The organism is Algoriphagus sp. 10J20-15 (assembly GCF_055809615.1).
The window spans coordinates 17560-42376 of sequence record NZ_JBVVUG010000035.1; the positions used below are offsets into that span (position 1 = coordinate 17560).

Annotated in this window: 18 protein-coding genes and 2 pseudogenes; 8 read left to right on the forward strand and 12 right to left on the reverse strand. The window is 41.2% G+C overall.

Translation table 11 applies throughout. From position 1 onward, the window contains the following. Window positions 1-190: 190 nt before the first annotated feature. Window positions 191-844, forward strand: coding sequence for a SusD/RagB family nutrient-binding outer membrane lipoprotein (locus tag AC0L6R_RS13835; protein ID WP_473271762.1), 654 nt, complete (start codon window positions 191-193; stop codon window positions 842-844). Between the two features lie 1189 nt (window positions 845-2033). Here the strand turns inward: AC0L6R_RS13835 and AC0L6R_RS13840 are convergent. From AC0L6R_RS13840 to AC0L6R_RS13895, 12 genes and pseudogenes are all read right to left on the reverse strand, one after another. Then, complete coding sequence (locus tag AC0L6R_RS13840) at window positions 2034-2474, reverse strand: permuted SH3 domain-containing protein (protein ID WP_473271763.1); 441 nt, start codon at window positions 2472-2474, stop codon at window positions 2034-2036. Continuing rightward, on the reverse strand, window positions 2431-2625 hold the full coding sequence (locus AC0L6R_RS13845) for a hypothetical protein (protein ID WP_473271987.1): 195 nt from the start codon (window positions 2623-2625) through the stop codon (window positions 2431-2433). Before AC0L6R_RS13845 ends, AC0L6R_RS13840 begins: the two co-directional genes overlap by 44 nt. After that, a complete protein-coding gene (locus AC0L6R_RS13850; protein ID WP_473271999.1) occupies window positions 2534-2758 on the reverse strand; it encodes a hypothetical protein in 225 nt (74 codons plus the stop codon). The genes AC0L6R_RS13845 and AC0L6R_RS13850 overlap by 92 nt, the downstream gene beginning before the upstream one ends. A gap of 217 nt (window positions 2759-2975) precedes the next feature. Continuing rightward, complete coding sequence (locus tag AC0L6R_RS13855; RefSeq protein ID WP_473271764.1) at window positions 2976-3434, reverse strand: heavy metal-binding domain-containing protein; 459 nt, start codon at window positions 3432-3434, stop codon at window positions 2976-2978. Window positions 3435-3490: 56 nt separating this feature from the next. Beyond that, window positions 3491-3913, reverse strand: coding sequence for a heme-binding domain-containing protein (locus tag AC0L6R_RS13860; RefSeq protein WP_473271765.1), 423 nt, complete (start codon window positions 3911-3913; stop codon window positions 3491-3493). Between the two features lie 20 nt (window positions 3914-3933). Then, window positions 3934-4542 (reverse strand): DUF3347 domain-containing protein, encoded by a 609-nt coding sequence (locus AC0L6R_RS13865; protein WP_473271766.1) that lies wholly within the window; start codon window positions 4540-4542, stop codon window positions 3934-3936. Window positions 4543-4614: 72 nt separating this feature from the next. Then, window positions 4615-6658 (reverse strand): annotated as a pseudogene (locus tag AC0L6R_RS13870) (copper-translocating P-type ATPase). Between the two features lie 30 nt (window positions 6659-6688). After that, a pseudogene (locus tag AC0L6R_RS13875) lies at window positions 6689-9040 on the reverse strand (multicopper oxidase domain-containing protein). 54 nt (window positions 9041-9094) lie between these two features. Further along, window positions 9095-9553 carry a DUF305 domain-containing protein gene (locus AC0L6R_RS13880; RefSeq protein WP_473271767.1) on the reverse strand — a complete coding sequence of 153 codons (459 nt, stop codon included), beginning with the start codon at window positions 9551-9553 and terminating at the stop codon, window positions 9095-9097. A gap of 2 nt (window positions 9554-9555) precedes the next feature. Continuing rightward, window positions 9556-10785 (reverse strand): TolC family protein, encoded by a 1230-nt coding sequence (locus tag AC0L6R_RS13885; RefSeq protein ID WP_473271768.1) that lies wholly within the window; start codon window positions 10783-10785, stop codon window positions 9556-9558. Between the two features lie 2 nt (window positions 10786-10787). Then, complete coding sequence (locus AC0L6R_RS13890) at window positions 10788-14606, reverse strand: efflux RND transporter permease subunit (RefSeq protein ID WP_473271769.1); 3819 nt, start codon at window positions 14604-14606, stop codon at window positions 10788-10790. A 100-nt stretch (window positions 14607-14706) separates the two neighbouring features. Further along, complete coding sequence (locus AC0L6R_RS13895; protein ID WP_439490650.1) at window positions 14707-15123, reverse strand: HYC_CC_PP family protein; 417 nt, start codon at window positions 15121-15123, stop codon at window positions 14707-14709. Window positions 15124-15339: 216 nt separating this feature from the next. Between AC0L6R_RS13895 and AC0L6R_RS13900 the strand changes: the two genes are divergently transcribed. The 7 genes from AC0L6R_RS13900 (at window position 15340) to AC0L6R_RS13930 (ending at window position 24803) form a co-directional block, all read left to right on the forward strand. Continuing rightward, on the forward strand, window positions 15340-15732 hold the full coding sequence (locus tag AC0L6R_RS13900; protein ID WP_139235858.1) for a hypothetical protein: 393 nt from the start codon (window positions 15340-15342) through the stop codon (window positions 15730-15732). Window positions 15733-15864: 132 nt separating this feature from the next. Then, window positions 15865-20235, forward strand: coding sequence for a CusA/CzcA family heavy metal efflux RND transporter (locus tag AC0L6R_RS13905; RefSeq protein ID WP_473271770.1), 4371 nt, complete (start codon window positions 15865-15867; stop codon window positions 20233-20235). 98 nt (window positions 20236-20333) lie between these two features. Next, on the forward strand, window positions 20334-20876 hold the full coding sequence (locus AC0L6R_RS13910; protein WP_473271771.1) for a hypothetical protein: 543 nt from the start codon (window positions 20334-20336) through the stop codon (window positions 20874-20876). Then, window positions 20863-21525, forward strand: a complete 663-nt coding sequence (locus tag AC0L6R_RS13915) for an efflux RND transporter periplasmic adaptor subunit (protein WP_473271772.1) — start codon at window positions 20863-20865, stop codon at window positions 21523-21525. Before AC0L6R_RS13910 ends, AC0L6R_RS13915 begins: the two co-directional genes overlap by 14 nt. A 38-nt stretch (window positions 21526-21563) precedes the next feature. Further along, the gene (locus tag AC0L6R_RS13920; protein WP_473271773.1) at window positions 21564-23528 is read left to right on the forward strand and encodes a heavy metal translocating P-type ATPase; all 1965 of its coding nucleotides are present in this window, start codon (window positions 21564-21566) and stop codon (window positions 23526-23528) included. A gap of 68 nt (window positions 23529-23596) precedes the next feature. Further along, window positions 23597-23953: a SpoIIAA family protein gene (locus tag AC0L6R_RS13925; RefSeq protein WP_473271774.1), complete on the forward strand. Its 357-nt coding sequence runs from the start codon at window positions 23597-23599 to the stop codon at window positions 23951-23953. A gap of 10 nt (window positions 23954-23963) precedes the next feature. Then, window positions 23964-24803 (forward strand): cation diffusion facilitator family transporter, encoded by an 840-nt coding sequence (locus AC0L6R_RS13930; RefSeq protein WP_473271775.1) that lies wholly within the window; start codon window positions 23964-23966, stop codon window positions 24801-24803. Window positions 24804-24817 lie beyond the last annotated feature (14 nt).

Below are 24817 nucleotides of genomic sequence, written 5' to 3' on the forward strand. Positions count from 1 at the left end.
TAGAGCAATGGAAAAAGCTAGGAAACTCTCTTCTCTTAAGGCTAGGAATGCGATATAGCAAGATTTGACCCCTCAAAAGCTCAATCGATCGTCTCCCAAGCTTTCAATGCAGGTGTGATGACTTCAAATGAAGACAACGCCTATGTGAAGTGACGATGGAACCTTATATGCACAGGGCGACAATAATAACTTGCGAAATTTTTCCTATTTCAACTATGCTGCTGAGCCTTTCGTGAATCAACTCAAATCAACTAATGATCCTCGTGCTCCATATATCATAGCTACTTTTGAGGACCCCGCCGCAGTAGCCAACGATTTAAATCCTGATACAGATTTAGAAAATCAATTTGGCGTGCCTATAGGAGTCATTAGTACAGTTCTAGCTGATCCGAATGGTGATTACAGAGGATCGAGAGGTGGTGGTCTTAACTATTCACAAATGAATATCTATTCGGTTGCAGCCCCTGATGCTCCTGACTTTTGGGTGACTTATGCGCAAACTTCTTTGCTACTCGCAGAAGCCGCCCACAGAGGATGGGTAACTGCGTTATACCAGACGTATTATGAAAATGGAATTAGAGCAGATTTTAAGAATTATGATCGTTATCCACAAACGGATCCAATAACTGCTGAGCAAATTACGGCATATTTGGAGCATCCTGATGTCGCCTTCAATTCGACTAATGCCTTGGAACTGATAAACACTCAATATTGGGTGGTAAATATCAGAAATGGTACAGAAGCTTTTGCGAATTTTAAGAAGTGGCTTTCCAAGCTTAAGTCCAAATGCCTAGCCAACAATAATTTGAATGGTGGCTTTTGTACGAAGATTTTCCTATCCTGACGAAGAAGGCTTGCACCAATACCAAAAATTATACCGCTGCTGCAACGGCAATCGGAGGGGATAATTTACTATCCAGAGTATTTTGGGATGCCCAGTAAAAATAAGCGCATTAATAAAGTAAATAGATTTAAATCTAGCTGGGGATCTGGCTAGATTTTTTTCTTTTAGCTCTTCTTATCATTTCTGTAAATCTCAGTGACAGGAAGTTCTTTAAAACAAAAGAAACAGAACTTCTTTGAAAGCATTATGGGATGAAAGCTCCAAAATCAATAAAAAGGTGGGGGCGAATTTGTATCAACCAGACCCTTGGGAAATAGATTTAAATCCACAGCCCGCATCAAAAATCTTATAAAACAAAAAAGCCGATCATTACTGATCGGCTAGTGTAGCGGGAACGGCGCTACAAACTTAGTCTGTTTTTCAGTCAGTTATAGAAAAACTGGGACAAAAACTGGGACAGGTTCATTTTGCTTTTACTATTTTAAATTTATTTGAATCGTATCATTTTGAAACCCTTCAAATGTAGCCCTAATCGCCGTATAACCCCATTTTTGTGTTTTTGGTTTTTGAATGATCTTTTTTCTTTTTGATGTGAAAAGCAGAAAACGAACCTGTTTTCTGTATGGTCTAAATCAGAAAATGAACCTTTGAAATTTCTGCATATTTGAATGTTTTAGCGTTTTTCAGAATTGAATTCATTTGAATGGTTTTGACTCTCATTTCCACCTCGTAAAATTCGTACGGTTCGAGGGGTACGAGGTGTACGAGGTGTACGAATAAAAATTGATTTTTAACAAGTTGGATTCGTGCAATTAGTCGATTATTTTAATTACTTCCCCACAGCTAAGCATGGAAGGGCCGAAATATGGGTTGACTACTTTATCCTGGAGACTTAACCAATCTGCGCCTCTATTACTATCTGCCATAGGACAATGTTGAACATATATTTTTGAAGGATAGGGATGGAAATTTCTCTGCCATTCCTACCATTTCATCAGAAATATTGCAGGAAGAATTTCTCACCTCTTCAAGGGATTTTTGCTCAACAAACTTATCAAGATGGGTTTTAAGGTGGTTTTCATATTTCATCCAACTCATATGGGATCACCTTTAAATTTGCTAATGTCTACTTTTGAAATGATTGATTTCATTTTCCTTGCGGAGATCGAAAACAGATTTTGACTCTGGGTCAAAGCATCTTTAACTCAAAATAGCTATCAAAAAGAGTTTCAAACTCATTTTTAGCATCTTGAGACATAAGTTCTGGACTTGCAGTAGCTGAGGTATTTGAAACAGGCATTGCCATACCGCCATGATTATGCCCAGACATTCCTGCACCTCCATCAGGACTCATCATGCTTGGTTTTCCTGCCAATTGCGCAGCGGCATCTATACTGAATGTGCCATTCACTGCTATTTCTTCTCCTGGCAACAACCCCGATTCTATTTGATAATGATCCCCCAGAGCCGGGCCAAGAGTCACTTCTCTAAGTTGGAAGGTTACGGACTGATTTGTAGCTGTCTTAACGTATACTACTGAACGGGTTCCAGTCCACATTACCGCAGTTTTTGGCACCACAATGCTATTATCCTTCTGAGGAACCTTCACTCTCAACTTTTCCTGAAACAAACATCTCCGGCTTGAACTTAAGGTTAGAATTGCTCAGGTCCAGCCTTGCTTTCGCAACTCTAGTCTGAGGATTGACCATGGGGTCTATGTAGCTGACCTTTCCCTGTAAAGTCTTTCCTGGAAGTGACTGCACAGTAAATTCGAATCTCATCACCTTTATTAATCCATTGTAATTCTGACTCATAAACATCAAACAGCACCCAAACTTTGCTGAGATCAGCGATCTGATAGATAGGCTCTCCACGGTTTACATAATCACCCAGATTCACCATTTTCTCAGTCACGTATCCAGAAACATTAGCTAAAATTGGTACCTGTTCAGTTACTTTTCCTGTTGCCAGAATTTGATCAATTTGACCATCTGTTAATTTCCAGTTTTTCAGTTTTGATTTTGCCGCAGCAAAAAGTGCCTAGAATTGTTTAATTTTCTGAGCCTGAAACAATTCCTCTTGAGCTGTAGCCAATTCCGGAGAATAGAGTTGTCCTAAAGTCTGACCTTTTTTAACATACTCTCCTGTAAAGTTGACTGTCAGATTTTCTATTCTCCCAGAAATATGGGCTGCACTGGGTATAGTTTTGGCGTTCATCAGCTTGGATCTTTCCATTGAGCCTTATTGACTTGTCACTTGAAGAATTTCCAACGACCAATGATTGGATACCTGCCAATTGCATAGCAGTAGGAGACATTGTGATAGCCATTGGGTCAGCTTCTGCATTTTCATTTTCCAGAGGGATCAAATCCATTCCACAGATAGGGCAATCACCTGGTTCATTCTGTCTTATCTGAGGATGCATGGAGCATGTGTACGTAATAGGTATTCCTGCAATCGATTCTACATGATCATGTTCATCCACTTCCATGTTCGGAGCTGTATCTGGTTTAGTCAGCCAGCCTACAGCTATTCCTACCACCAATACGGTGACAAGCATTACAAGCTTGTTATTGAGTATATTTTTCATTTTTGCGATCTATTTTTAATCTATCCAAGAGGCCTCTCCATATGTAGATTTTAGGGTTAATTCAGAGTTTTTAAATAAGTTGTAAGCTCCTTCCGTTCAGAATCAGACAATATTGCATCTCTGTGAATCAGTGTATAAGAAGGGATAGGCATTTTTTCTTGCTCAATTTGTTTGATCATACTTTCCAATTTCATCTTTTTCATCCGCCCAGATAGATTACCAAATTCTGAGAAATTTAACTCTGCCATTCCCTCTCGGATATGCTTATTTAATAGCCAGCCTGCTGGCTGAAAATTACTGTACCAAGGGTAGTTGATCTGTTCACTATGACAGTTGTAGCACGATGTTTTAAGCATCTTTCCTATCTGGACTGGGGTATTATTGAGAATCAGAAAGTCATCGGGACCTGCAGGTATGTTTGGATTGTGGTTGGTGGGAATGAATTGAATTCCCACCAATACAATTATGAGTATAAACAAGTAAACCAAGGTTGCCTTTTTCACCCGACGTCAATTACTTTTTTAACAGAACCACAGGTTTGCATCTTTCCAGCAAACAAAGGATTAACAATTTCTTCTGAATCACTCAGCCACATACCCCCCTCATTATTATTGTACATTGGGCAGTATTGCTCATAAAGTTTTCTGTCCGAACCTACAATGGCCAGTAGATCTTCAAAATCCTTACTCATGGCCTGAAAATGTTCAATCTGATGATCCATTTCACTTTTGGCAATGTGTTCGCTGTGTTCTTGAATAACTTCAAGAATTTCATTTACAGTTGTTTTATTATCAGTAGATACCTGATCGAAAGAGATCGTTTTGGCATTTTCAGCAAGTTTGGATGCTGCTTTGGCAGCATCCTCTTTGTTGTTGGCACTTAGAGCTTTCTTAATTTCCAAGTATTCGTTAATAAGTTCTGTTTTAGAAGCAGTTCCGGCCATGGTCATTTCTTGATCCATATTTTCCATAGTTTCAGACATAGCCTTATGGTTATGTTCTTCTGATCCTTCAGCGTGGTCATCTAGTTTTTTCTCTCCACAGGCGATAAGGGAAATTGCCAGTCCGGCAATGAGTGCCAGCGATAAAATTGATTTTTGAGTTTTCATAATTTTGAATTTTAAATTGGTTACTTAATTGATTTAGTTGCTCACAGGGAATTATAAGTAAAGCACGTTTATTTAGGATTTAATTTGTCTTTTTAATAATTGTGCGTTAAGCGCTACGATCACAGTACTGAGGCTCATCAAAGCTGCTCCGATTGCAGGGCTAAGAATAATTCCTACACCTGCTAATACTCCTGCAGCCAGAGGTACTGCCACCGATATTGTAGCCTGCCGCCCACCAGATATTCTGCATCATTTTTCTGTAAGTGGCTGTCCCGAAAAGGATTAAATTGGCAATATCTTTTGGATTACTATTGACCAAAATGATATCGGCAGTTTCAGCAGCAACGTCAGTTCCTGATCCCACAGCGATTCCAACATCTGCCTGAGCCAAAGCTGGGGCATCGTTGACACCATCTCCGGTCATTGCCACGAATTCACCTTTTGCTTGCAAATCTTTGATAATCTTCTGCTTGTCTTCTGGCATTACTTCAGAATAGTAGCCGTCCAGCCCGAGTGTTTCACTTACAGCCTTTGCAACTATTTCATTGTCCCCTGTTGCCATAAGAATTTTTATCCCTTGCTTTTTGAGGGTTTCTATTGCTTCTTTGGATTCGTCTCGGATTTCATCCGCCAAAGCGATGAAGCCGATTAATTTTTCATCAGAAAGAACAAAGACTACTGTTTCGTCTTCTGTTTTGAAAGCTCCCTCAGGTTGTTCGATTCCTTTTTGTTTTAATCCTCCAGGGCTTAAAATGCTGATTTCTTTTTCATTGAGATTAGCTTCTATACCCATTCCAGTGATATTCTGGAAGTTTTCAGCCTTGTCAAGTTTCAGATCTAGTTCTTTGGATTTCCTAACTATTCCAGCTGCGATTGGATGCTCAGAATTATTTTCAAGAGCAGCTGCGATGGCAAGTAATTCTAGATCGTCAGTTTCTGCATTTACACTTTTGAATCGAGTCACTCCAAATTCCCCCTTGGTCAAGGTTCCAGTCTTATCAAATATGATGGTGGTCAGTTTTCTAGAGTTTTCAAAAGCTGTCCTGTTTCGAATCAATAAGCCATGCTTAGCCGAAACTGATGTAGAAATCGCGACTACTAATGGCACCGCCAATCCAAGTGCGTGAGGACAGGAGATAATCATGACCGTTACCATTCGCTCCAGCGCATAGTTGAAATCTTTGCCTAAGCTTAGCCAGATTACCAAGGTGATAATCCCTGCAATCAAAGCGATGTAAAACAACCAGCCTGCTGCCTTGTCAGCCAGATTTTGAGTGTTAGACTTAGTTTTCTGTGCTTCTGTCACCAATCCGATGACCTTAGACAAATAGGAGTCTTCACCGGTGTGCTTCACCTTGATTTTCAGTGCACCGTTGTCGTTGACTGACCCACCTATTACTTCATCGTCTTTTTGCTTTGCTACAGGCTTGGACTCCCCGGTAAGCATGGATTCATTTACATGACCGCTTCCTTCGAGAACCTGTCCATCAGCTGGAATTTTCTCTCCTGGCCTCACCAGAATGGTGTCTCCAGACTTTAGCTCTGCAATTGGTACATCTTCGGATTCTCCATTGTCCTTAATTCTCCTTGCTTCGGAGGGCATCATCTTTGCAAGTTCTTGCAAGGCATTTGATGCGCCCATAACAGATTTCATTTCTATCCAATGCCCCAGCAACATGATGTCGATTAAACTGACGAGCTCCCAAAAGAACATTTTTCCTGATAAGCCAAATACCACTGCGGAGCTATCAGAAGTCAGGCTACCGAAATAGCCAATGCTATCAGGGTCATAATCCCTGGTTTCCTCTTTTCAATTCATCGACCATGCCGATTAAGAAAGGCCAGCCACCGTAAAAAAAGACTATTGATGAAAGTGCAAACTGTAGGTATCTATCACCGTCAAATCTGAATTCATACCCTACAAGGCTCTGAATCATCGGTGCAAGGACTACTATTGGTAAGGTGATCACTAATGAAATCCAAAATCGTTTTTTGAAATCTTCGATCATATCGCATATAGATGCATGCTGTGATCATGGCCTTCCATTCCTTTCATTTCATGCTTTTCCTTATGAGGAGAGGCATGTTGCGTACTGCTGTGATGTGAATGATCCATAGTGTAGCTCTTTTAGTTTTAATTGAATGCTTAAAATCTGACAGTTAAGCCCCCACCAGCACCGAAACGGTTATCATAAAGTCCCATCAATGAGAAATTTCTGGAAAGGATATAGCTAGCTCCGGCAGACCAAGTAGTTTCTCCCTTATAATTTGAGTTTTCTCCGGATTCAGGAAGGGTATCAGTCCACCCAAAATCCATTTGATATTCATAATTTGCGAAGATGGTGGTGCGAGGGAAGACCATAATCTCTCTGCTTATCCGGAATTCTGGTCTCAGCTTACTGTCCATTCTTACATCGAGATTGAATAGGTATGGAGTTAGGAATCGAATACCGATCACGGCCGTTGTGCTGATTTCATCCAGGCTTTCTTCGATTTCATTTTCCATGTTTACCCCGGCAAAGACTCTGAAATAATCATAGAGGTATCGCTCGTAACTTACTTTCTGCCTCAAAATTCTGGTTGTATCCATATTCTAAGTTCAGGTTCAGTTGATTTCTGATATTGGATGACATCAGGTTCAGTCCGAGCATTTGAGAAGAAACTTCTGCCGTCCCCCAATTAAATTAGGTCGTCTGTTTCATGGAGGAGTTTTTTTAAAGGAAAGCCTTTCAATCTTGGATCACGTGGGGTGTCGTAAGAGAACACGCGTGCCATACCACCCATCATGTGATAGAGAACATGACAATGGAAAGACCAATCACCTTCCTCAGTCCCTTCAAATTCTATAGTGATCTTTTGCATTGGAGGTACATTTACGGTATGCTTTAGCGGTGAATATTCTCCTTTATCATTGATCACCCGGAAGAAATGCCCGTGTAGGTGCATGGGATGATGCATCATCGTAAGATTGTTTAAAGTAATTCGAGTTACTTTTCCACTTTCAATTTTGATCTTATCAGCTTCTGAAAGAGGGACTCCATTCATACTCCATATATATCTCCACATATTTCCTGTAAGATTCAGTAGTACTTCATTAACAGGTCGGCCGGTGGGAAAGCTGGTCTTCTCAGGGGACTTGAGGTAGTCATAATTGTACTCAGCAAACATGTCCATGCCCGGTGTTTCATCCATTGATGTCCCCATTTCTATCTTGTCATTCATCTGCATCGAATTATCCATGGGATCATTATGGTTCATGTTGGAATGGTCCATGCTTTTCGTAGAAGGTTTACTAGTAGAATCAGTGCGATTTTTCTTGTCCATCATTTGGGAATGATCCGTGCCCATGTCTGTGGAATTCATTTTTGAATGATCCATTTCACCCATATACATTTCATCACCCATCTGCATTCCCCACTTGTCCATCATTTCTTTGGGATCCTCCTCAGATGGCTTAAATTTCATAGCAGGAGCACCCATTTTCATGTCCATTTTCGCCATTTTCATCATCATATCTATTTTATCGGGTCGGGGAACATCAGGAGCAGAAATAATATCTCCCTTTCCTAAGAAGGTAGAAGTTTGTCCAGAACCATCTTGCACAGTAGCACGGATTTCCAATTTGCCCTGCTGTGGGATCGTAACTATAAAATCATAGGTTTCTGCTATAGCGATAAAAGTTTTATTGTGAGCGATAGGCACCACGTCCAGGCCATCGGCTGAGACAAGTAATGGATCCTTACCTCCGAAAGTCAGCCAGAACTGAGAGGAAGCTGAACCATTGATGAAACGCACACGCACTTTTTCTCCAGGGCTAAAATCTGGATATTCAGTAGTGGTTTCCCCATTATTCAAGAATGCATTGTAATAGATATCTGCGATATCCGCACTTTCCATTCGTCTGTTTCCAAAAATTAAGCTGGGCACCAAATCCGCCTCGACTAATCACCTGATTCAAAGGAGTTGCAGTTCCTTTTTTGATATTGTACCATTCGTTACCGCGCTTGAGATTCCGTAATACGTTTTGGGGTTTTTGATTAGTCCAATCAGAAAGAACAATCACTAATTCTGAATCATAGGATAATGTTTCCTCCTTAGGTTCAATCACAATAGAACCATACACTCCACTTTGTTCCTGAAGCATGGTATGAGAATGATACCAATAGGTGCCAGCTTGTTTCAGTGGGAACTCATATTTCTGAGTTTCACCCGGCTTGATGGGGGGTGTTGTCAAATAGGGTACTCCATCGAAGAAATTTGGCAATAAGATGCCATGCCAATGCACAGAAGTCTCTTCGTCCATTTCATTCTTGACATAGATTACAGCATAGCCTCCTTCTTTAAATCGCAGAGTTGGCCCGGGAATTCCATCATTTACCGTCATTACAGCGACAGGCTTTCCTGCCTTCGAGACCATTGCTTGCTTTAAAGTAAGTGTATAGGTCGAAGTATCCGTCGGTATCTCTTGGGAATAACCAGTCGCAATGGTTACAACCATAAGGGAAAGCAATGTGATTAGATGAGGTAATTGGTTTAGCTTTATCATATCTTATTACTTTTTAGCCTCCAGTCTTTTGATCATATCCTGCATCTGGGCTATTTCACGCTTTTGAGCCTCAATGATATCTTGCGCCAGTTTCTGAGCCTCTGGATCTTGAAGATTCGCTTTTTGGCTAACCATGATTGCTGAAGAGTGATGTGGGATCATTGCTTTCATCCACTGCACATCTGCGATCAAAGTCTGATTTCTTAGCATAGTCAATGTGCCTATGAAGATGATCAGCGCGGAGCCTAGGATGATGTAATTGGCTTTTTTGTTTTCGTACATCCCCCACATAAATAACATCATAGAGATGGCCATGGGAGCCACCATCAAAATGGTCATGTAGGTTCTGGTGGTGCTGAGCATGACATGCTCGAAAAGATCTGCATTCAAAAACATGACTGCATACATAATGACGAATGAAACTGCCATCATTGCTGCGAATTTTACATAGCTTTTGCTTTTCATAATTAGTAGGTTTTAGCGGTTAGATAATTGATTTGTGCCAGGGAAGTCTTGTAAGTCACCATGGCTTTTAATTTCATTTTTTGGAATTCAAGTAATTGTTGTTGTACTCTCAATACCTCTTCGAAGTCTCTTCCAGAATTGCTGTAGCCATTGTAAAGCAACTCTAACGTTTGTTCCGAAGTCACCACTTGCTTGTCATAGAGGCTGATCAAATCTTCCTGGATTTGCATATCGGAAGAATAGCGGTAATAGGAGCCATAGAGCTTGTTGCTCAGCTCTTCCTTTTCCAGTTTGTAAGATTCCTGCATTAGTTCTGCCTCCTTCTGAGCTCCCTTGTATTTTGCTCTGAAAATCGGAAGACTCATCGTGATCATAGGCATCAAGACATTCTTGCCATTGTCCGCCATAACGACATCTGTTCTTTCTCCGACCAGGACATAATCCACTCCAGCTCCCAGCTTTGGCATTCCTTGTTTTTGGGCAACCAGCACAGAGGCTTCACTGGCTTGAATTTTCAGATCAACGCTCTCCAGCAATGGATTTGTGTGAATAGAATCAGGAGAAATCATCCTGTCAGCAGCCGATATTTCCAGCTTTTCTGAGATCTCTACTGGAGAATCATGAGACTTGGCAAGGAGGGAATTGAACCAGGAATTGCTTCCTTTTATTTTCATCTTAAGCACCTCTACGTTCGTCTTGGATGCCTGAATCATGATATCTACTCGTAGTGCATCGGCTAGCGAACCTTGTCCATTTTCTAATTTGGAAGTAGCAAGTGAATAGTAGGTTTCTAAAATTCTCAGATTTTCTTCCTCAATAGCTATTAACTCGTGGGTCTCAAGCAGGGGATAATAGACTGCCGCCAATTGATTGTATAGCTGGTTTTTAGCATCCAAGAATTCCTGATACTTCGCTTCAGCCATTAAGGATGCTACATCTTCTTGTGCACGTAAGGTGCCAAACCAAGGGAACATTTGAGTTAAGGAAAAACGGGCTTGTTGCGGGCCCACACGGGTTTCCACTGGTGATACAAAATATCCAAATGACAGATTAGGATCTTGTAATGACCCAAATTGTGATATTTTTTCCATGGCAGCTTCGAATGCCTTGTATTTGGCTTGAAGCCCCGGATTGTTTTCGGCGGCCACTAGAAAATAGTCTTCTAAGCTTTGCGAAGCAGCTGAGAAACTCATCCCCAGGAGCAAAAGAAAGGAAAGTGTGAAAGTTCTCATTTTCAGCTTTTTTTAAGTTTTCGTTCTTCTCGAATGGAGTAAAGAACTGGTACAATAAAGTAGGTGATAGCCGCTACGATCATTCCTCCAAAGGCTGGAATAGCCATAGGAATCATGATGTCCGATCCCCTTCCAGAAGAGGTTAAAATCGGAAGCAATGCAATGATTGTGGTAGCTGAAGTCATCACGGCGGGCTTGATTCTTCGCTGACCAGCTTCCACAATAGCCATTCGTATTCCTTGTGGAGTATCAGTTTTATTTCGTTCAAAACTTTGATCCAGATATGTGGCCATTAACACTCCATCATCAGTGGCAATACCAAATAGTGCAATGAATCCCACCCAGACTGCTACACTTAGATTGATCTGGTGAACCTGGAACAGGTCTCGCATATTGGTGCCGAAGAGATCAAAATCAGCAAACCATCCTTGTCCATAAAACCAAAGTGTGATAAATGCCCCACTGAAGGCCATGGCTATTCCTGTGAATACCATCAGGGAAGTAGTGACAGATTTGAATTGGAAATACAGAATCAAAAAGATGATGGCCAATACTGCCGGAACGATGATACTCAGCCGTTTCTCAGCACGAACCTGATTTTCATAGCTACCAGAAAACTTGTAGGTAATTCCTGCGGGCACATCCAATTCCCCTGAATCAATTTTGCTTTGGATCAACTGTCGTGCATCTTCAACCACGGTCACCTCAGAATTCCCGTCTCTTTTGTCAAAAAGCACATACCCGACCAAGAAAGTCTCTTCGCTTTTGATGGCTTGAGGGCCACGTTTGTACTCAAAATCCACGAGTTGCCCTAAAGGAATTTGAGCTCCGGTAGGAGTTGGAACAAAGATCTTAGTCAAGCTTTCAGGGTCATCGCGCAATTCTCTTGGATAGCGAACACGCACAGGAAAACGCTCTCTGCCTTCCACTGTAGTGGTTATGTTCATGCCACCAATAGCCGTTTCTATAGTTTGCTGTACATTTTCTATAGTCAGCCCAAATCGCGCGATTTTTTCTCGGTTGATGTTTAGATGCAGGTAAGGTTTTCCGACGATTCTGTCTGCGAAAACTGCTTCCTCTTTGACGGATGGAACTTGCTTCAGGATGTTTTCCAGTTGAATACCAAAGTTCTCTATAGTCTGTAGATCAGGTCCATATACTTTAATACCCATTGGTGCTCGCATACCTGTTTGGAGCATGACCAATCTGGTTTCTATCGGTTGTAATTTAGGAGCGGAAGTGATTCCCGGTATTTTGGTAACTGCGATGATTTCTTTCCATATATCATCTGGAGATTTGATGTGTTCCCGCCAGTTTCGGAAATACATGCCTTCCTCGTCAGGAATTAAGTTTTTGGCAGGCTTATTTTGTGCGATTGCATCTTGGTTGGAAAGGGTATCCCCCGTGGTAAAAATGAATCGGTCTTCCTCGTCAATTTTAAACCGCTGTTTATGGCCCTTTTCATTGAGAAGATATTCTGGTTTATAATTAATGATATTCTCATACATAGAGATCGGTGCAGGATCCAAAGCTGATTCAGCTCTACCAAGTTTGCCAACAGTGAGATCCACTTCAGGAATATTGGTCAACAGCATATCCAGCTGACCTATAATTTTTCTGTTATAAGCTATGCCGGAATGCGGCATGGCGGTTGGCATCAGTAGGAAACTGCCTTCATTCAGGGAAGGCATAAATTCCTTTTGCATACCTGGGAAAGTATGAGCTATACTCGACCAAGGTTTACTGGACTTTATATCCCACCCGATCAGGCTAGCTGCTTTTGGAATTATACCGAAGGTGGTATTGAATCCAAGCCAGATCGTGCCTCCCAATAAAATCAGTAGTGCAGGGATTGTTAAGAATACTGCTTTATTATCCAAACACCAGGTCAAGACCCGCTTGTAATTGTATTCTAATAAAGAGAAAGCTCCCAGTATCAGAATTACCAGAACAGCGACGAAAATCACATTTGAGAACAGGGAATGTGAGGCACCAAGTGGTAACCAGTAAGTGGCCAAAAGCCAAACTACCCCAAGGATTGCCAGGATGATTTCCAATTGGTTATAAATTGGCTGAATGCGCCTCGGGATTTCAACAGTCTTTTTCTCTACATAAAATTTGGCGAAGGAAATAATGCCAAATAGTAACAACATAATTCCTGCCCAAGTGTAGCCGTAAATCAGTGCTCCTACTCCTAGAATTAACAACAATGCATTTCCTAGAAGCTTATTTCGCCGATTTTTGATTTTGAAACCAAAGAACACATGAGCCAACATTGGCAGAATAAGCAAGGATACGATCAATGCTGCTATAAGTGCAAAAGTCTTGGTATAGGCTAAAGGTCCAAATAATTTCCCCTCGGCAGCCTCCATTGTGAAAACCGGAATAAAACTCACAATAGTGGTGGACACAGCGGTAAGGATTGCAGTGGCTACCTCTGATGATCCTTTGTAAATGGTCGTGACCAACTTCTGCTCTGGAGGAGCTTCATCGATGTGCTTGATAATGTTTTCTGAAAGGATTATCCCCAAATCCACCATCGTACCGATGGCGATAGCTATTCCAGATAGAGCTACAATATTTGCATCTACCCCAAAATAGCGCATCGCTATAAAAACCATCAGAATTGCAATTGGTAATAAGCTTGAAATCAGAATAGATGCTCGCAGGTTATAGACCATCACAATCACAACCAGAATAGTAATCAGAATCTCCAAAGAAAGCGCCTCCTCCAAGGTGCCTAGGGTTTCCTGAATCAGTGTAGATCTATCGTAAAATGGAACAATGGTCAACTGGCTAATACGACCATCGGCTAAGGTCTTTTTTGGGAGGCCAGGAGCTATTTCTGTGATTTTCTCTTTCAGATTGTTGATAACCTGAAGAGGATTAGATCCGTATCGCGCGACTACTACACCGCCGACTACCTCAGCTCCGTCTTTATCTAAAAGTCCTCTTCTGTTGGCTGGTCCTAGGCTTACCACGCCAATGTCTTTTATCCGGATCGGAACGTTTTGTTCCACTGCAACCACCGCCTCTTCTAAGTCCTCTACCTTTTTGATATAGCCCAAACCGCGCACTAAATATTCTGCTTGGTTAATTTCTATGGTTTTGGCACCTACGTCCCTATTGGATTGCTTTACAGCTTCCATGACTTTCATTAAGGGAATATTATAGGCTTTAAGCGCGTCGGGATTTACATCTACCTGATATTCCTGTACAAATCCACCGATTGAAGCCACTTCCGAAACGCCTTCCACGGCGTTTAAGCCATACTTAACAAAGAAGTCCTGAACAGTCCTTATCTCGTGAAGATCCCATCCTCCGGTCGGATTGCCTTGCTCATCTCTTCCTTCCAGTGTGTACCAATAAACCTGGCCTAGAGCAGTGGCATCAGGACCCAGGCCTGGCTGAACTGCCTCTGGAAGCAATCCTGCAGGTAATGAACTGAGTTTTTCCAGGATTCTTGATCTAGACCAATAGAATTCTGTGTCTTCATTGAAGATGATGTATATGCTGGAAAAGCCGAAAATAGAAGAGCTACGGATGGACTTTACTCCAGGAATTCCTAATAGATAGGTAGTAAGTGGGTAGGAGATTTGATCCTCAATATCCTGTGGAGATCTACCTGGCCATTGGGTGAAAACAATTTGTTGGTTTTCGCCAATGTCAGGAATGGCATCAACGGGGACAGGATCTGATGGAAGCGAACCTACTTTCCAACCGAAGGGAGCTGTCACAATTCCCCAAGCTATCAAAGCGATAAGCAAAAGAACTGTAACTAATTTGTTTTCAAGAAAATACTTGATAATTGAGTTAAGCATGAAATAATCCTAAGAAAATGGAATACTGGATAAACTTTGCTACAAGCAATTGAGCTCATAGAAAAAGGCGGTCTGCAAGACCTAAGTTTACCTATCCGGATTAAATCAAGAAAGATTGAAAAAGAACAGTATAGTCCTTATCAATCGCAGGGGGAGATATAAATACGTTGGAATATTCAGTTGTAGGAACTGCATCTATTCCAAAAATGAATGTTTGTGTGAAAGCTGCTACAAAAATAACTTGGGCAGCGTCGAGGTGTATTACTTTAAGATTCTGATCACTGTCATTGTGAACGAGTTCGAAACTATTTTGGCAGCATTCATCAGCATTGCTTAAACCTCCTTGATCACTCGAAGGAGATTCCGATTGATGTTTCATTCCGCAATCCAAATTTTTTGCTGAAAGGCCAATTGCATTTAACATCTCAGATCCCATGCATATATGGCTGCTCTTCGCCAAACCGATGTTTGCGAAAAGAAGTAAGAATGCTAAAACTATGGAAAATGATTTCTTCACTATTACAATTATAGGCTTTTCACATGAGAATGAAAATAAATCCAATTGAATTCTAGGACACGTAATAATCCAGATAAGGTTACCGCTTATAAAAAAAGACAAAAAAAATTCCTCCCTTGCTCAGATTGGGTCGTAGCTATACCTCATCACTTGAATCTGGGATTAGCGATTTTGTGCAATAGCCTTGCACTACTTTATTTCATAGATTTGCAGAATATGAAACTGATAAGAAACAGATCTTTTATTGCTTTGCTCCTTTTGGGGATGCTATCGATGAATTTCGATCTATGTTGTCAGATTCAGAAAATCCCGTTTTTGCTTTCACATTTTGGAGAGCATAAAGTTTTGCATGACGACTCCGTATTTGAATTCGTAGTAGAAGATTATATTGATCATGGATCAAACAATACCAGCCATGATGAAGAAAGTCATGAAAATTTACCTTTTCATGGCAATCATACCTGTTCACACGCTCCCATCTATTTCTCTTCAATAAATGATTTTTCTGTAGTCCGGACTTTTAATGAGAAAGTAGAGCCAGAAACTTACTATACCTTTCTTTTTACTTCACCAGTTTTAGGTGAACTCTTTCAACCTCCTCGGAGCTAAATTTCCCGCTTTACACCATATTTACCCTTTTCGTTCAGCTCTTTTCACTAAACTGATTAGGTCTGTTGTGCGCGGTTTTTTCTAAGGGCCCCTGAGCCCATTTCCATTTTATTACATAAAAATTAATTCCTTATGCTGGATAATATAATCCGGTTTTCAGTTAAAAATAAACTGATTATCGGGCTACTTACCATAGGATTGGTCATTGTGGGAGTGTATTCACTCACCAAGCTTCCCATCGATGCAGTTCCTGATATTACCAATAATCAAGTACAGGTAATCACCACCTCTCCCTCACTGGCTGCTGAGGAGGTAGAGCGTTTAATTACCTTCCCCATTGAAATCACGATGGCCACAATTCCTGATATCGAAGAGATTCGAAGCTTTTCCCGTTTCGGGCTTTCTGTAGTTACTATCGTATTTGAGGAAAATGTGGATGTCTATTGGGCAAGACAACAGGTCAATGAACGAATGTCCGAAGTCAAAGAGCAGATTCCTCCGGATATTGGAGCTCCCGGGATGGCTCCTATCACTACAGGTCTTGGTGAGATTTATCAATACGTAGTCGGTGTAGAACCTGGCTATGAGGATAAGTACGATGCAAGAGAGCTCCGGACTATTCAGGATTGGATAGTAAGAAGACAGCTGCTTGGGACACCTGGTGTTGCAGATGTGAGCAGTTTCGGGGGATACCTCAAGCAATACGAAATAGCGATTGAACCTGATAGATTGAAATCTTTGAATGTCTCGATAGCTGATATTTTTAAGGCGCTTGAAGATAACAATGAAAATACCGGAGGTGCATACATTGAGAAAAACCTAACAGCCCTATTCATACGAAGTGAAGGCCTTGTTGGATCTTTTGAAGATATCAATAATATCCCAGTGCGAGTGAACGAAAACGGTATTCCCGTCCTGATAAAAGATGTAGCTAAAGTACAGCTAGGGAATGCTGTCCGCTATGGAGCGACTACCAGAAATGGTGAAGGTGAAGTAGTCAGTGCCATAGTAATGATGCTGAAAGGTGAAAATTCTGCAGAAGTCATTGATAATGTTAAAGCTAAAATTGATGAGATCAGAAAAACCCTTCCTGAGGGGGTTACCATTGAGCCTTTCCTAGACCGTTCCAAGCTGGTTAATAACGCAATAGGTACTGTGAGCAAGAACCTCATCGAAGGGGCACTGATCGTTATTTTTGTCCTTTTGCTGTTACTGGGCAATCTGAGGGCGGGTTTGATTGTGGCTTCAGTAATTCCTTTAGCCTTATTATTTGCTTTCACCCTGATGAATTTGTTTGGGGTTTCAGGAAACTTAATGAGTCTGGGTGCTATAGATTTCGGGCTGATTGTGGATGGGGCTGTTATCATTGTTGAGGCGACGATGCATCATCTTGGGTTAGTCAAAAAGGAAAGAAAACTGACACAGTTAGAGATGGACGATGAGGTATTTCTCTCGGCCAGCAAGATCCGAAATTCTGCCGCTTTTGGGGAGATCATCATCCTCATTGTTTACTTGCCCATCTTGGCATTAGTTGGCACAGAAGGAAAAATGTTCAGGCCTATGGCGCAGACAGTTGCCTTTGCTATATTGGGTGCTTTTATTCTGTCTCTTACCTATGTACCGATGATCTCAGCTCTTTTTCTGAGTAAAAAGCTGAGTAACAAGCCGAATATTTCTGACAAAATCATGAGTTTTTTCCATGGTTTTTATGATCCTTCTATCCGTTGGGCTATGCATCATAGAGGGGTTGTACTAAGTGTAGCACTGGTATTATTGGTGGTATCAGGTTGGGTTTTTTCAAGATTGGGAGGTGAGTTTATTCCTACCCTGGAAGAAGGGGATTTTGCAGTGGAAACCCGTGTGGTTACCGGTTCCTCCCTTCAGAATACCATTAAGGCAACCACCCAGGCTGAAAAGATACTTTTGGATCAGTTTCCTGAAGTAGTAGAGGTAGTCTCCAAAATAGGAGCTGGTGAAATTCCAACAGATCCAATGCCTGTAGAGGCAGCTGATATGATGATTATCCTAAAAGATAAAGGCGAATGGACATCTGCCACGAACCGGGAAGATCTGGCGAATGAAATGTCTGAAGCATTAGCTGTTTTGCCGGGAGTGAACTTTGGGTTTCAACAGCCAATACAAATGCGGTTCAATGAATTGATGTCCGGTGTCCGGCAAGATGTTGCCATAAAAATTTATGGGGAGGAATTAGACCAGCTTTCTCAATATGCCAATCAGATAGGTCAGATAGCCAGAGGAGTGGAAGGAGCAGAAGATATTTACATAGAGGAAGTGACAGGTGTGCCCCAGATTGTCATCGACTATAAACGGGCACAATTGGCAAAATATGGCTTAAGCATCAAAGAAGTAAACCGCTCGATCCAGGCAGCTTTTGCCGGGGCTTCCGCTGGGAAAGTTTACGAAGGCGAAAAGAGATTTGATTTAGTGATCAGACTTGACCAGAACAAAAGAAATGAACTGGAGGATGTCCGGAACCTATTTATAGCCCGGGCAAATGGGGATCAGATCCCGTTATATCAAGTTGCAGAAGTCTCCGTGAAAGAAGGACCTTACCAGATTCAGCGGGACGATACCCAGCGGAGAATTGTGGTGGCATTCAATGTGAGAAATAGGGATGTGGAAAGTATCGTCGACGAAATTGAAAGCAAAATAGCAAATGCTGTTACTTTTGAATCTGGTTATTTTGTGACGTTCGGTGGGCAGTTTGAGAATCTGATTGAAGCGAAAGAGCGGTTGGGGGTTGCGGTTCCACTGGCACTATTGCTGATCTTTGTATTGTTATTTTTCACCTTCGGGTCAATAAAGCAAAGTATTCTGATTTTTACTGCGATACCGCTTTCTGCCATTGGGGGAATTTTTGCTTTGACGTTGCGAGGGATGCCTTTTAGTATTTCAGCAGGAATAGGATTTATCGCACTTTTCGGTGTAGCGGTACTCAATGGTATTGTGCTGATAGCTGAGTTTAACCATCTGAAAAAAGAAGGCATCACGGACGTATTTGAGCGGATCTATTCAGGTACACGCACCAGACTGAGACCCGTGATTATGACTGCTTCTGTAGCATCCTTAGGCTTTTTGCCTATGGCGCTCTCTTCTTCAAGTGGGGCAGAGGTTCAGAAACCATTGGCTACAGTAGTTATCGGAGGACTGATCACTGCCACGATTCTGACTTTGGTGGTTCTGCCTGTTTTGTATTACTATTTTGAAAAAGGATTCAGGAAATCCACCCGAAAGATAGGATTGCTCACTATCACCTTGCTAGCTTTTATAAGTATCCCAACTTTAGCACAGGAAATCCAACAGGTTTCTTCCCTGGATCAGGCAATAGATCTGGCGCTTGAAAATAATCCCAACGTAAAAGCAGAAGCACTAAGGCTGGAGCAGAAGCGGGCTTTAAAGGGCGCTAGCTGGAATATTGGCAAAACTGCTGTGGATATAGAGTATGGTCAGACTAACAGTGCATTTACCAACGATTCCCGCTTTTCAGTTTCACAAACCTTTGAATTTCCGACTACTTATAGCAGACAAAATGGACTGGCTGAGGCCAAAGTAACTTCAGGTGAATTGGCCGTTGAAATGAGTAAAAATGAACTCATCAGAGCTGTAAAGTCAACTTGGTATGCGTTATGGGCAGCAAAGGAAAAGGGAAATCTGCTCCTTAGACAGGATAGTATTTATTCCCGGTTTGCATCAGCTGCCACCTTACGGTTTGAGGCAGGGGAAACCAACCTGCTTGAAAAGGCAACTGCTGAAGCACAGGTGGCTGAAATTGAAGCATTATTGGCACAGAATCAGGCAGATGTTGAGATCAACTTGAGAAGGCTGAAAATGCTTTTAAACTCAGATGCTGCTATCGAACCTAATTTGGGTAAGCTTGAGCAAAAGCTTTCTGAGGTGTCCTTAACTTCATTAAGCGTGGATGGTAATCCAACACTAACCTGGGTTCAGCAACAGATTGCAATTGCAGAAAAGGAAAAGTCAGTGGAAAAATCACGGTTGATGCCTGATATTAAACTGGGGTATTTCAATCAATCCTTTAATGGCCCGGGTGAAACTATGGCCGGTAATCCGGAATTTTTCACCTCTAAAGATCGATTCGATGGTTTTCAGGTTGGGTTGGCAATTCCGATTTTCAGCCTGAAATCGCAGTCCGCAACCATTAAATCCAAATCCATAAGGATAGCTGAAGCTGAACAGGAGGAAGCGGCATTTACCAACGAGCTTGAAAATCACTTGGCCTCTTTACTTCTGGATTACGAAAAATACCAGACAAGTTTGGCTTTTTATGAAGCCAATGCTCTGCCCCAGGCCGAACTCATTCTAAATCAATCTCAAAGAGGCTTCCAAAGCGGTGCAATCGGTTATGTGGAATATACTCAAGGGTTAAACAGAAGTTTATCAGTAAGTTTTGATTATCTGGATTTGCTCGACAAATCCAATCAGACACTTATTCAGATTGAATTCATATCTGGTATCAATTAAAATGAAAAATATGAAATCGAGCATGACTAAAAAGTCACATAGAAGAATGAGTTTAACCTTTCACGATTCCATAATACCATTTCTAAAAATCTTATAAAATGAAAAAATATATCATAAACAGCCTATTTGCCTTAACAATAGCAGGCTTTATAGCTTCCTGTAATTCAAAAGTTGAAAGTGTTGAAATTCAGGGAGAGCACGAAGAAAATGAATCCAGGGTAGAACTGTCTCAAGCGCAATATGAGGTGACAGGGATCGAGCTGGGTAAATTGGAATTCAAGGAAATTGGAAGTGAACTTATGGTGAATGGGGTGATTGATGTCCCACCGCAAAATAACATTTCCATTACCATGCCTTATGGAGGTTTTGTGAAAAACACCACGCTTCTTCCGGGCGATGCTGTCAAAAAAGGGCAACTGCTTGTATCCATTGAAAACCCTGAATTCATTCAGTTTCAGCAGGACTATTTAGAGAGCCTGGCTAACAGCTCCTATTTAAAGTCTGAGTACGAGCGTCAGGAGAAATTGTATGGTGAACAAGTGGCTTCCGGAAAAACCTTTGAAGAATCAAGAAGTAATTTTCTGGCCAATGAAGCCAAGGATAAAGACATCCAGGGCAAAATTAAAAATGATCGGATTTGATCCCGAGAAAGTGGAAACAGGAGAGATTAAATCCGTGGTAAACATCTATTCCCCTGTATCCGGATCGGTATTGGATGTTTTTACCAATATTGGCAAATACGTTAGTCCGCAGGATGTAATCATGGATTTAACCAATTCAGATGATTTGCATGTGGAGCTTTCTGTCTATGAAAATGATATTCCTAAAATTAAGAAGGATCAACGCATCAAATTCAACATTGCCAATACGGATGAAGAATGGAGAGAGGCGCATGTGTTTTTGGTAGGTAAGGGAGTGAGAAAAGATAGATCAGTGACGGTTCATGGTCATTTTGACAGCAAGAATACTGATTTGCTCCCAGGAATGTATGTGACTGCCAAAATAGAAATCGCTACGGAAAAAGCGTTGGTAGCACCAGATGATGCTGTAGTACGTTTTGGTGAGAAGCATTTTATTTTTTCCTACTTGGGGGAGCGGGATGAAAATGGACAGCCAGCTTATGATTATGAGATGATAGAGGTAATGATGGGAAATAAAGAAGATGGGTTCACTCAGGTAACATTATTGGATTCCGCTAGAAACTATGAAGATATCAAGCTGGTGACTGAAGGAGCTTTTACGCTGCTTTCAAAAGCTAAAAACAGCGAAGAAGAAGGTGGGCATCATTGAAAAACAAAGGAAAAATTAGCTAACTGATATATGAAATCATGGAAAAGGAAAAAGTAGAACATTCAGGGATATTTGGGAAAAATAGTGAGTTGATTTTCTCAATTTGTTGTGGAGCTCTCTTGGGAATCGGGTTTGGTCTAAGTTTTATGGAGTCCGTACCTCAATGGGTTAGTCTTGGGTTTTATATAGGAGCCTATTTTTTTGGAGGGTTCTATACTGCCAAGGAAGCAATTGAGACCATTCTTAAAGGTGGGTTTGAAATAGATTTTCTCATGTTGGTCGCAGCCATTGGGGCTGCGATCCTTGGGGAATGGGCCGAGGGTGCTTTGCTGCTATTTTTGTTTAGTCTCGGGCATTCACTGGAGCACTACGCTATGGGAAAAGCACATAAATCGATTGAGTCTTTAGCAACTCTAGCTCCCAAAACTGCCTTGAAAAAGGATGAGAATACTACCAGAGAAATCGGTATTGAAGAATTGGAAATTGGGGATATTATTTTAGTCAAGCCCAACACTCGTATAGCTGCTGATGGAGTAGTAATCAAAGGTAGTAGCGCCGTTGATCAGGCACCCATCACAGGTGAGAGTATTCCGGTGGACAAAGTTGCTATGCAAAATGCAGATTCAAATGAATTATCTCTTAAAGATGTTCCTGAGGAAAGCCGTGCATTTTCAGGGACTATAAATGGAAATGGAACCTTGGAAATAAAGGTGTTGAAATTAGCCACGGACTCCACCGTATCAAGATTGATCACCTTAGTCAACGAAGCAAAGGCACAAAAGTCTCCTACTCAGTTACTCACTGATAAATTTGAGAAATATTTTGTCCCTTCGGTATTGGTTTTGGTGGTGATACTATGCTTTGCTTTTTTAGTCATTGATGAGTCTTTTAGCCAAAGCTTTTATAGAGCGATGGCCGTGTTGGTAGCCGCGAGTCCTTGTGCACTGGCTATTGCTACACCCAGTGCTGTATTAAGCGGTATAGCCCGTGCTGCCAAAAAAGGAGTGTTGATCAAAGGGGGGAGACCCTTGGAAGATTTAGGTGTTTTGACTGCAATCGCTTTTGATAAAACAGGAACACTCACAGAAGGAAAACCCAAAATCACAGAGGTGATTGCTCTGGAAGGAATTTCCGACGAAGAATTACTTGCAGATGCCATTGCGGTGGAAGAGCTGAGCGATCACCCACTTGCCAAAGCGGTAGTTAGAGACGGTAAAGAACGAATGGATGGCAAAGAAATTCCCAAAGCGGATTCACTGGAAGCAGTGCTGGGAAAAGGAATTAAGGCTAATGTGGGTTCGGATAAAATCTATATCGGAAACCTGGATTTGTATGAAGCGCTGGATGATAAAAAACCTTCTGATGAGGTAGTCAAAAAAATTGAAGAATTCGAGTCCAATGGCAATACAACTATCCTCATCAGGAAAAATGAAACCTATATGGGTATCATTGGACTGATGGACACTCCTAGGGAATCGGCCAAAGCTACCTTAAGTGAACTGAAGGAGATTGGGATTGAAAAAATGATCATGCTCAGTGGCGATAACCAGAAAGTCGCAGATGCAATTGCCAATGAGGTTGGACTGACTGGTGCAAGAGGAAGCCTACTGCCTGAAGAAAAAGTAGAAGCTATCAAGCAATTAAAGCAGTCAGAATCCAAAATCGCCATGGTGGGTGACGGGGTAAATGATGCTCCGGCTATGGCTGCAAGTACCGTTGGTATTGCCATGGGAGCAGCAGGGTCTGATGTCGCTTTGGAAACTGCCGATATTGCGTTGATGGCTGATAAACTTGAAGTATTGCCTTTTGCAATTGGGCTAAGTAGAAAAGCCAAGGGGATTATTAAACAAAACCTGTGGATCAGTTTAGGTGTAGTAGGTGTATTGATTCCTGCTACGATCTTTGGATTTGCCTCAATAGGAATTGCTGTACTTATCCATGAAGGATCTACGATAGTCGTTGTAGTAAATGCTTTAAGGCTGTTGGGATACCAGAGAAAATGAATAAGCCACAGTAATGAAAAGGAATCAATATTTATATAGCGAGGATATTTTAACTTAAAAACAATAGTATGCTACAGATACTAGAGCAAACGGAAAACAATATCATAGCAACAAAAGCCTCAGGAAAATTAACTGAAGTTGATTACAATAAGCTATTACCCTTATTAAAGAACGCGCTCGACAAACATTCAAAGATTCGATGGTATTTTGAAATGGTGGATTTTGAAGGATGGGAATTGAAAGCCTTTTGGGAAGATGTGAAATTTGATGCAAAACATGCCAATGACTTTGATAAAGTGGCCATGGTAGGCGAAAAAAAGTGGGAAGAAAAAATGTCTGACCTAATGGGTTTTTTCAGTTCAGGTGAAGTTAAATACTTTGATATTTCAGAAAAAGAAACTGCATTCAAGTGGATTAAAAAATAACAGCTAGGCAGTGGCAAAAAAAGATAACAATATCAGGACAGCCTTTTTCCTGAATCTAGCCTTTACCGTGCTAGAAGTCACAGGTGGTTTGATTTCAGGCAGTATCGCTATTTTAGCAGACTCACTCCATGATTTTGCTGACAGTCTTTCACTGGGTGCAGGCTGGTACTTCGAAAAGAAATCCAGGAAAGAAAGTACGGATAAATATTCCTATGGATATGCCCGGTTTTCGTTATTGGGAGCGATGATAAACGCGGTGACATTATTACTCGGATCAATATATATAGTTTATGCATCTATTGACCGAATAATAAATCCACAGAACCCTGATGCATATTGGATGCTTGGCATTTCATTTTTGGGTATAGCCTTAAATGGAATCGGTGTTTGGAAGTTGAAATCCGGTAAATCGATGAACAAACAGGTTATGATGATTCATCTTTTAGAGGATGCACTTGGATGGGTTGCTGTTCTCGTTGGGAGCATTGTCATGTTGCTTTTTGATGTTCCAATATTGGATCCTATTCTGGCCATTGTTATTAACCTTACTGTTCTTGTATTTGCTATGCATAAACTGGTACAGGCACTAAAAATACTGCTTCAAAAAGTTCCGAAGAACATCAATCTCCCTGAACTTCGTCAAAAAATACTTTGCTTGGACAAAGTTAAAGAGGTTGAGCATTTACATATATGGTCGCTAACGGAGGAAAAAGCTGTGGTCACTGCACATGTTATAGTTTCAGACATTCGATTATTATCGGATTCAAGTGCTATAAAAGAGAAGATTCATGCAATTTTAAGCGATATAGATACCGAACATATCAACATTGATCTGAAGAGTTCTGATTGATAATATATATTTAA